The organism is Methylobacterium mesophilicum (assembly GCF_022179445.1).
GTDB lineage: Bacteria > Pseudomonadota > Alphaproteobacteria > Rhizobiales > Beijerinckiaceae > Methylobacterium > Methylobacterium mesophilicum.
In genome coordinates this window covers 21,175-29,486 of sequence record NZ_BPQU01000045.1, presented here as the reverse complement: position 1 = coordinate 29,486, position 8,312 = coordinate 21,175, and the positions used below count along the sequence as shown (strand labels likewise).

The window sequence follows — 8,312 nt, the reverse complement described above, 5'->3', positions numbered from 1 at the left end:
CGGCGGCCGGCAAGACGCGCTCGGACACGACGCAGCGGACGATCGAGGAGATCACGGCGCGGGTGGAGGAGAACGTGCAGACGTTCCAGCAGATCGTGGCCTCGACCAACCAGCAGCAGCTCGGGATCGAGCAGGTGATGGGCGCGCTGCAGAACATCCGCCAGGCCAGCCAGCAGACGGCGGCCGGCACCCGCGAGGTCGAGGCGGCCTCGGCCAACCTCACCGAACTCGCCCAGGCCCTCATGGCCCTGGCCGAACGCTACCGGCACTGAGGGCCGGCGCCGCCTTGCCCGCCGATATCCGCCAGCTCCTGCTCGCGGCCTTCGAGGTCGAGCATCGCGAGCACGTCACGGCGATCCGGGCCGCGCTCGGGAGCGCGACCCCGGACTGGAACGACGTGTTCCGCCGCGCCCACAGCCTGAAGGGCGCCGCCCGCGCCGTCGATCTCCCGGCCGTGGAGGCCGTCGCCCACCGCCTGGAGACCCTGTTCGAGCGGGTCCGCACCAACGCCCAGCCCGTCGACCGCGAGGCGGCCAACGCCGTCCACCTGGCCCTGGACCGGATCGAGAGCTACGTCGCCGGCCTCCAGGACGGGGCCGGGCCGGACATGCCGGCCGACGCCCTGTCGGCCCTGGGGCAATGCCTCGGCTTCCCCGGGGAGGCCACGGAAGACGCACCGCCGGCTGCGCCGCCGCCGCCGGTCGCGCGGGCCGTCGACCCCCCTGCCCCGCCAGACTCCGCCTCGGCGCCGTCCCCCGAGCCCGCCGAATCCGGCGCCGCGATCCTGCGCGTGCCCGGGGAAGCCGTGGAGGCCCTGTCCCGGGCGAGCCACGACCTGACCAGCACCCTCGCGGCGCAGGCCCCCGCCGCCGAGGGCCTGGCGCGTCTCGCCCGGCTCGCCCGCGAGATGCGGGCCGGCGCCGAGGCGCTGGCCGCCAGATCCGATGCGGACGCGGCCGATCTGCGCGCGCTGGCGGCGCGTCTCGGTGGTTTCGCCCGGGAGGCCGCGGAGCTGTCCCGCCGCCAGGCCGCCGCCACCAGCGCCGTCGAGGGCGCCGCGCTCCGGGTCCGCGCGGAGGCCGAGCGCCTCGCCCTGGTGCCGGCCGAGACCGTGCTCGGGCCCCTCGCCCGCTCGATCCGCGAGACCGCCCGGGAGCAGGGCCGCGACGTCGATCTCGACCTGCGCGGCCTCGACCTGCCGGTGGAACGCGGCCTGCTCCAGGCCCTGAAGGACCCGCTGCTCCACGCCCTGCGCAACGCCCTGAGCCACGGCTGGCAGGGCCCGGAGGTCCGCCGCGCCGCCGGCAAGCCCGAGGCCTTGGCGCTCGGGCTGGAGGTGGCCGTGCGCGGTGCGCGTCTGCGGGTCACCGTCGCGGATGACGGGCCGGGGCCGGACCTGTCCCGCATCGCCGCCACCGCCCGCGCCCGAGGCCTGCTCGCGCCGGGAGAGGAGGCCGATCCCGAGCACCTGCTGCGCCTTGTGTTCGAGCCCGGCTTCTCCACCGCGGAGGCGGTCGACACCCTGTCGGGTCGGGGCTACGGCCTCTCGGTGGCCGCCGACGCCGCCCGCCAGCTGCTCGGCAGCGTGCGCTTGGAGCCCCGCGAGCCCGCCGGCACCGCGCTCGTCTTCAGCCTGCCGCTCTCCGCGGCCCGGCGCAGCCTGCTGCTGGTCGAGGCCGCCGGGCGGACCTATGCCCTGCCCGGCGGTTCGGTGGAGCGGCTGCTGCGCATGGACCGCGCCGGATTGCCCGTCGCCCTAGGGCGGACGATCCTGCGGATCGGCGCGGACGACGCCGCGACGAACCATCCGGTCACCGCTCTCACCGAGATCCTGGGGCAGGCGCCCGCCGCCCCGGATGCCGCCGGCCAGGACCCGACGATCCTGACCGCGGTGCTGTTGCGGGCCGGCGGCGGCCGCTTCGCCCTCGGGGTCGACCGCCTGCACGATGTCCGCGCGCTGCTGGTCCTGCCGGCTCCGGCCTTCGGGGCCGATCCCGGCCTGATCGCCGGGACGGCCGTGCTGCCCGGCGACGTGCCGGTGCTGGTCCTCGACCCCGACGGCCTCGCCGCCCGGGCCGCGTCGATGACGCCGGGCCTTTCGGCCGGAACGATGGCGCAGGCTCCACGTTCGACGACCGCGCCCCGCGCCGCCGCACGGGCGACCATCCTCGTCGTCGACGATTCGATCACCACCCGGACCTTGGAGAAGGGCATCTTGGAAGCCGCCGGCTACCGCGTGGTCGTCTGCGTCGACGGTCAGGACGCCCTCGATCGGCTGCGCGCCGAGATCGAGCCCATCGACCTTGTGCTGGCCGACGTGGAGATGCCGCGCCTCGACGGGTTCGGCCTGCTCAAGGCCCTGCGCGCCGACACACGCTTCGCCCGGCTCCCGACGATCCTGATGACCTCGCGCGGGGATGCGGCCGACGTCTCCCGCGGCCTCGACCTGGGCGCGGACGCCTACCTGACCAAGCAGAAATTCGACCAGCGCCAACTGCTCGACACGATCGGACAGCTACTATGACGCCCGTCCGGGTCATGCTCGTCGAGGACAGCCTCGTGGTGCGCGAGCTGCTGCGCTATATCGTGTCGCGCGATCCCCGGCTCGAACTCGTTGCCGCGGTGCCCTCCGGCGAGGAGGCTCTGGCCACCCTCCAGGCTGTGCGGCCGGACGTGATCTCCATGGATATCCGCCTGCCCGGTATCGACGGTCTCGAGACCACGCGCCGGATCATGGCCGAGCAGCCGACCCCGATCGTCGTGATCGCCGATTCGGTGGAGGATTCCTCGCTCCGGATCTCCATGAATGCGCTCCGCGCCGGCGCCCTGTCGGTGGTCGAGAAGCCCGTGGCCACCACCCATGCCGGCTACGAGGCGGTGGCCGGCGAGATCTGCACGCAGCTGCGGATCATGGCCCAGGTCCCGGTGATCCGGCGGCGGCCGATCGGTGCCGAATGGGCCGGCCGGACCGGCCTGGCCTCCTTCGCCGCACCGACCGAGGCGGCGGGGCAGGCGCCGAGTTTACTCGCTATTGCTGCCTCGACTGGGGGGCCGCCGGCTCTGGCCCGGGTGATCGGCGCCCTACCCAAAAACTTTTCGCTGCCGGTGCTGGTGGTCCAGCATATGGGCCCGGCCTTCATGGAGGGCTTCGCGGCCTGGCTCGACAGCGTCGTGGCCCTGCCGGTCTCGCTGGCGCAGGACGGGGAGCGCGCGGAGCCCGGCCGCGTCTACGTGGCGCCCGGCGACCGCCACCTGGAGATCGGCTCCGGCCGGGTGATGCGGGTGGTCGCGACCGAGCCCGTCTCCGGCCAGCGCCCGGCCGCCACGGTGCTGTTCCGCTCGCTCGCCCGTCAGCTAGGACCTGCCGGGATCGGCGTGCTGCTCACCGGCATGGGCGAGGACGGGGCGGTCGGCCTCGCCGACATGCACCGGGCCGGCGCCCAGACCGTGGCCGAGCACGAGAGCACCGCGGTGGTCTACGGCATGCCGGCGGCGGCGGTGCGGCTCGGGGCCGCCCGCGCGATCCTGCCGCTGGACCGGATCGGCGACCACGTCCTGCGGCTTGCCGATCCCGGGGCGCGGCCGTGAGCCGGAGCGAGGCCGGCGCCCAGGATGGGCCCGCCCGGATCCTGCTGGTGGAGGATTCGGAGACGCAGGCCCTGGAACTGCGCCTCCTGCTTGAGGCGAACGGCTTCGCGGTGGAGCGCTGCCCCTCGGCCGAGGCCGCCCTCGACCATCTCAACCGCACCCAGCCCGACCTCGTGGTGGCCGATTATCACCTGCCCGGCATGGACGGCGACGAGCTGATCCGCCAGATGCGCCTGTCCCTGCGCACCCGGGCCCTGCCGGTGCTGATGCTCACCGGCGGCGGTGGCGGCGAGCGCAAGGGCCTGGAGAGCGGCGCCGACGCCTACCTACCGAAATCCGCCGACCGCGACCTGATGATCCTGCGCATCCGCGCCCTGCTGCGCGAGCGCCGGCCCTCCGCCGAGGGCGAGGGGCCGGGCGCCGCCGCGTTCCGGCGCGGACGGATCCTCGTGATCGACGGCAGCCTGACCTACCGGACCTTCCTGGCGGGCCTGCTCGGGCAGGAGGGCCACCACGTCGCCACCGCCGACGGGCCGGAGGCCGCCCTCGATGCGCTCAACGGGGTCGGCGAGGATGCGTTCGACTGCGTGACCGTCGACCTGCTCGGCCACGCCTATGACGGCCTCACCCTCTGCCGGGCGATCAGCCAGCGCCGCTCCGGGCAGGCCGCCGGGGCCGGCTTCCACCTCGTCGGCATCGCCGGCAGCGACCCGGCCAAGGACTTTCTGGTCGAAGCCTTCGCGGCCGGCGCCGACGACGTGGTCTCGAAGACCGATGCCGAGGTTCTGGCGCTGCGGGTGCGCGGCTTCGTCCGCCGCCGCCTGCTGGAGGAGGACGACCGCCGCATCGCCGGCCAGTTCGGCGAGCGCGAGCGGGCGGTGGAGCGCGCCCGCGCCGAGGCCGAGGCCTCCGAGGCCCGCGCCCGCCTCGCCGATGCCCTGGAGCGCGCCAACCGCGATCTCGCCGACGCCAACCGGCAGATCACCGAAGCGCAGGCCAAGCTGGTCCAGGCCGCCAAGATGGCCTCGCTCGGCGAGCTGGTCGCCGGCATCGCCCACGAGATCAACAACCCGCTCGCCTTCATCCTGGCGCACCAGGGCACGGTCGAGCGCCTGCTCAACGAACTGCCGAGCGCCGCCCCGGAGGCGGCTTCCCGCGCCCTCGACAAGGCCCGCCAGCGGGTCGGCTCGATGCGGATGGGGCTGACCCGGATCCAGGATCTCGTGCTCAACCTGCGCAAGTTCTCGCGCCTCGACGAGGGCGAACGGGCCCTGGTCAACGTGCCAGAGGCGATCGAGACCGTGCTGGCGCTGATCCAGCACAAGCTCGGCGACCGGATCGCGGTGGAGCGCAGCTTCGCCGGCCGTCCCGAGATCCACTGCACCCCGGCGCTGCTCAACCAGGTGGTGATGAACATCCTGGGCAACGCCGCCGACGCCATGCCGGAGGGGGGCAGGATCCGAATCGATACCCTGTCGAATCCGGAGGTCGACGAGATCCGTATCAGCGATACTGGTCCTGGCATCCCGGAAGACATCCGTGAAAAGATCTTCGAGCCATTCTTCACGACAAAGCCCGTGGGTTCAGGCACCGGCCTGGGTCTTGCGATTGCCTACAGCGTCGTTCAGGCGCATAGCGGCTCGCTCACCGTGGAGGCGGCGCCGGACGGGGGAGCCTGCTTCGTGATCGGGATTCCGCGGCAGGCGGCCAGCGCATGAGTGAAGGCACGGCAGGACGAGTATTCCCCGCTGCGATGGACACCGGTTCGGTGACGGATACGCATTCCCTTTACGAGAACGGGGCCGGGTTCGACGGCCCCCGCGGGACCATCCTGGCCGTCGATGACGAGCCGGATATCCTGATCGCCCTCGAGGACCTGTTCGAGGATTCCTACCGGGTGCTGACGACCTCGAACCCGAACGAGGCGCTCGAGATCTTGCACGCCGAGCCCGACATCGCCGTGGTGCTGTCGGACCAGCGCATGCCCGGCCTCACCGGCGACGCGCTCTTGGCCGAGGCGCGCGCCTTCCACGACGCCCAGGCGATCCTGCTCACCGGCTATGCCGACATCACCGCGGTGATCGCGGCGCTCAACCGCGGCGGCATCGTCGGCTACGTCACCAAGCCCTGGGACGCGAGCCTGCTGCGCTCCACGGTCCGGCAGGCCTTCGAGCGCCACCGGCTCGGCCGCGACCTCGCGACCGAGCGGGCCCTGCTGCGCGGCCTCCTCGACCACGCCCAGGACGCGATCAGCTTCAAGGATGCGGATGGGCGCTTCGTGCGCCTCAACGCCCGCAAGGCGGCCCAGCTCGGCCGGGACGTCTCGGGTTGTCTCGGGCAGCGGGAGGGCGACTTGCTCGGCGCGAAGGGCAGCGCCGTAGCCGAGGCCGATACCGCCGCGATCCGCTCCGGGGCCGTGGCCGAGAGCCTGACCAGCGACGGCCCGGTCGGCGCAGAACTCTGGAGCCACGTCACCCGGGTGCCGATCCGCGATGCGGGCGGTGCGATCAGTCATCTCGCGGTGATCGAGCGGGACGTGACCGAGCAGCGGACCCTGGAGGCCCGGCTGCGCCAATCCGACAAGATGCAGGCGCTCGGCACCCTGGCCGGCGGCATCGCGCACGACTTCAACAACCTTCTCACCGCGATCCTCGGCAGCCTGGAACTCGCCGCCCCCAAGGTCGCCGACCTGCCGCGGGTGCAGCGCCTGATCGAGAACGCCCGCGGCGCGGCCGAGCGCGGCGCCTCCCTGACCAAGCGCCTGCTGAGTTTCAGCCGCGCCCACGACCTCCAGGCCCGGGCCACCGACGTCAACGCCCTGATCGGCGGTATGAGCGACCTGTTCGGCCGCAGCCTCGGCGGGCTGGTCAGCGTCCGCACCGACCTGACCGAAGGCCTTCCCGCCGTCCAGGTCGATCCGGACCAGCTCGAACTCGCCGTGCTCAACCTGTGCATCAACGCCAGGGACGCGATGCCCGACGGCGGCACCATCACGGTGGCCACCAGGCGCCTCGACATCGCGGGCGATCCCGAGATCGCCGACGGCTCCTATCTCGGCATCAGTGTCACCGACGAGGGCACCGGTATCCCGGATGAGATCCTGCGCCGGGTCTGCGAGCCGTTCTTCACCACCAAGGCGGTGGGCCAGGGCACGGGTCTCGGGCTCGCCATGGTGTTCGGCCTCACCCAGCAATCGAAGGGCCGGCTCGCCATCGAGAGCGAGGTCGGCCGGGGCACGCGGGTCGAACTCGCCCTCCCCTTCGCCACCGATGCGCCTGAGCAGATGGCGGGTGCGCAGGACGACGCCCCGGTGGCGGCCCGTTCGGCGCGGATCCTGGTGGTCGACGACGACGCGCAGGTCCGGCACGTCACCGCCTCGTTCCTGGCGGGCTTCGGCCACGACGCGACGGAGGCCGGCGACGGCGAGGCCGCGCTGCGGTCCTTCGCGCCCGGCCGCTTCGACCTGATCGTCGCCGACCTCGCCATGCCGGGCATGAGCGGCATCGAACTCGCCGCCGAGATCCGCGACCGCGACCCCAGCCTGCCGGTGCTGATCCTCACCGGCCACGCGGAGGCGATGCAGATCCCGGACGATCTGCCGGTGCTGACCAAGCCATTCCGCTCGGCCGACCTGGCGATCCGCGTCTCGGCGCTGCTGGACGGGTCTGACCCGGGGCGGGCGTGACCAAACCGTCATTGCGAGCGTAGCGAAGCAGCTACGTGATCCGCCACGTTTTTGGAACGCGCGCTGCCCTGGGTTGCGTCGCTGCGCTCGCAATGACGGGGCCGGACAATCGAAATGGTGCAGCGCTGAAGCCCTGGAGCAGTGACGTCGCTGTCCGCACTTCTAGGGGAAAGCCCTATCCCTGGCCCCGAGGCACCGAAATTTTCGGGAACCACCCTGTTGCCGGCTCATTGACCCCCCACGGAGCCGTCATGCTCCGGGTTACGAACGTGGAGGTGAACCATGAGCAATCACGGTATCTTCCCAGGCAGTCGGCGCGAGGCCGACCCGGATCAGGACGATCCACCCAACAAGGATCAGCAGGGATAGAGGTTTCGGAACCGCGGCGCGGTCGAGTTCCCGGTCAGGCCGACACTGACCGCTAGGGCGAACTCTCGCGATGCTTCGAAACGTAGACCCTGCTTCAAGCCCGTCGGCGCAAGCCGGCGGGTTCTTTTTTGAGCCCCGCGCGAACATGAAGAAGCCGCCCCAGATGGTCCCGGGACGGCTTCTTTCCGTTCGATCGATGGCGCTTAGCTCAGGCCGCCTCGGCGACCACAACCTGACCGGAATCCTTGCCGCGGGCCTCGACGTCGCGATCGACGAACTCAATCACGGCCAGCGGGGCGTTGTCGCCCTTGCGGAAGCCCGCCTTCATGATGCGGAGATAGCCGCCCGGACGGCCCTGGTAACGCGGGCCGATCACGGCGAAGAGCTTCTTGACCATGTCGCCGTCGCGCAGCTGCGCCATGGCGAGACGGCGGGTGTGGACGCTGTCGATCCGGCCGAGGGTGACAAGCTTCTCGACCACGGGACGCAGGTCCTTGGCCTTCGGCAAGGTGGTGACGATCTGCTCGTGCTTCAGCAGGGCGACCGACATGTTGGCGAACATCGCCTTGCGATGCTCGGCCGTGCGGTTGAAGCGGCGACCGCGATACCCGTGACGCATGGTTCTGGCTTCCTTCTCATCTCGGCCGCCGTGCCACGGTACGGCCGGGTG

At 72.1% G+C, this 8,312-nt stretch carries 5 protein-coding genes and 1 pseudogene; 5 read left to right on the top strand and 1 reads right to left on the bottom strand.

Annotation, left to right across the window (positions count from 1 at the left end; translation table 11 throughout):
* The 5 genes and pseudogenes from MFF40_RS26010 to MFF40_RS25990 form a co-directional block, all read left to right on the top strand.
* Nucleotides 1-272, top strand: a pseudogene (locus MFF40_RS26010) (methyl-accepting chemotaxis protein); the annotation flags it as partial.
* Nucleotides 273-286: 14 nt separating this feature from the next.
* Nucleotides 287-2,524: a hybrid sensor histidine kinase/response regulator gene (locus MFF40_RS26005; RefSeq protein ID WP_238262839.1), complete on the top strand. Its 2,238-nt coding sequence runs from the start codon at nt 287-289 to the stop codon at nt 2,522-2,524.
* The gene (gene cheB / locus MFF40_RS26000) at nt 2,521-3,588 is read left to right on the top strand and encodes a chemotaxis-specific protein-glutamate methyltransferase CheB (protein ID WP_187278174.1); all 1,068 of its coding nucleotides are present in this window, start codon (nt 2,521-2,523) and stop codon (nt 3,586-3,588) included. The genes MFF40_RS26005 and cheB overlap by 4 nt, the downstream gene beginning before the upstream one ends.
* Entirely contained in the window at nt 3,585-5,306 is a 1,722-nt protein-coding gene (locus MFF40_RS25995; protein ID WP_147898529.1) for a response regulator, read from the top strand. Before cheB ends, MFF40_RS25995 begins: the two co-directional genes overlap by 4 nt.
* A gap of 35 nt (nt 5,307-5,341) precedes the next feature.
* The gene (locus MFF40_RS25990) at nt 5,342-7,273 is read left to right on the top strand and encodes a response regulator (RefSeq protein ID WP_238262837.1); all 1,932 of its coding nucleotides are present in this window, start codon (nt 5,342-5,344) and stop codon (nt 7,271-7,273) included.
* A 577-nt stretch (nt 7,274-7,850) separates the two neighbouring features.
* On the opposite strand, the gene rplQ is transcribed toward MFF40_RS25990, so the two are convergent.
* On the bottom strand, nt 7,851-8,261 hold the full coding sequence (gene rplQ, locus MFF40_RS25985; protein ID WP_147853143.1) for a 50S ribosomal protein L17: 411 nt from the start codon (nt 8,259-8,261) through the stop codon (nt 7,851-7,853).
* Nucleotides 8,262-8,312 lie beyond the last annotated feature (51 nt).

Bases quoted from the DNA above. Each gene is read 5' to 3' on its own strand.
- cheB (WP_187278174.1), top strand. From the start codon at position 2,521: ATGACGCCCGTCCGGGTCATGCTCGTCGAGGACAGCCTCGTGGTGCGC.
- MFF40_RS25990 (WP_238262837.1), top strand. From the start codon at position 5,342: ATGGACACCGGTTCGGTGACGGATACGCATTCCCTTTACGAGAACGGG.
- rplQ (WP_147853143.1), bottom strand. From the start codon at position 8,261: ATGCGTCACGGGTATCGCGGTCGCCGCTTCAACCGCACGGCCGAGCAT.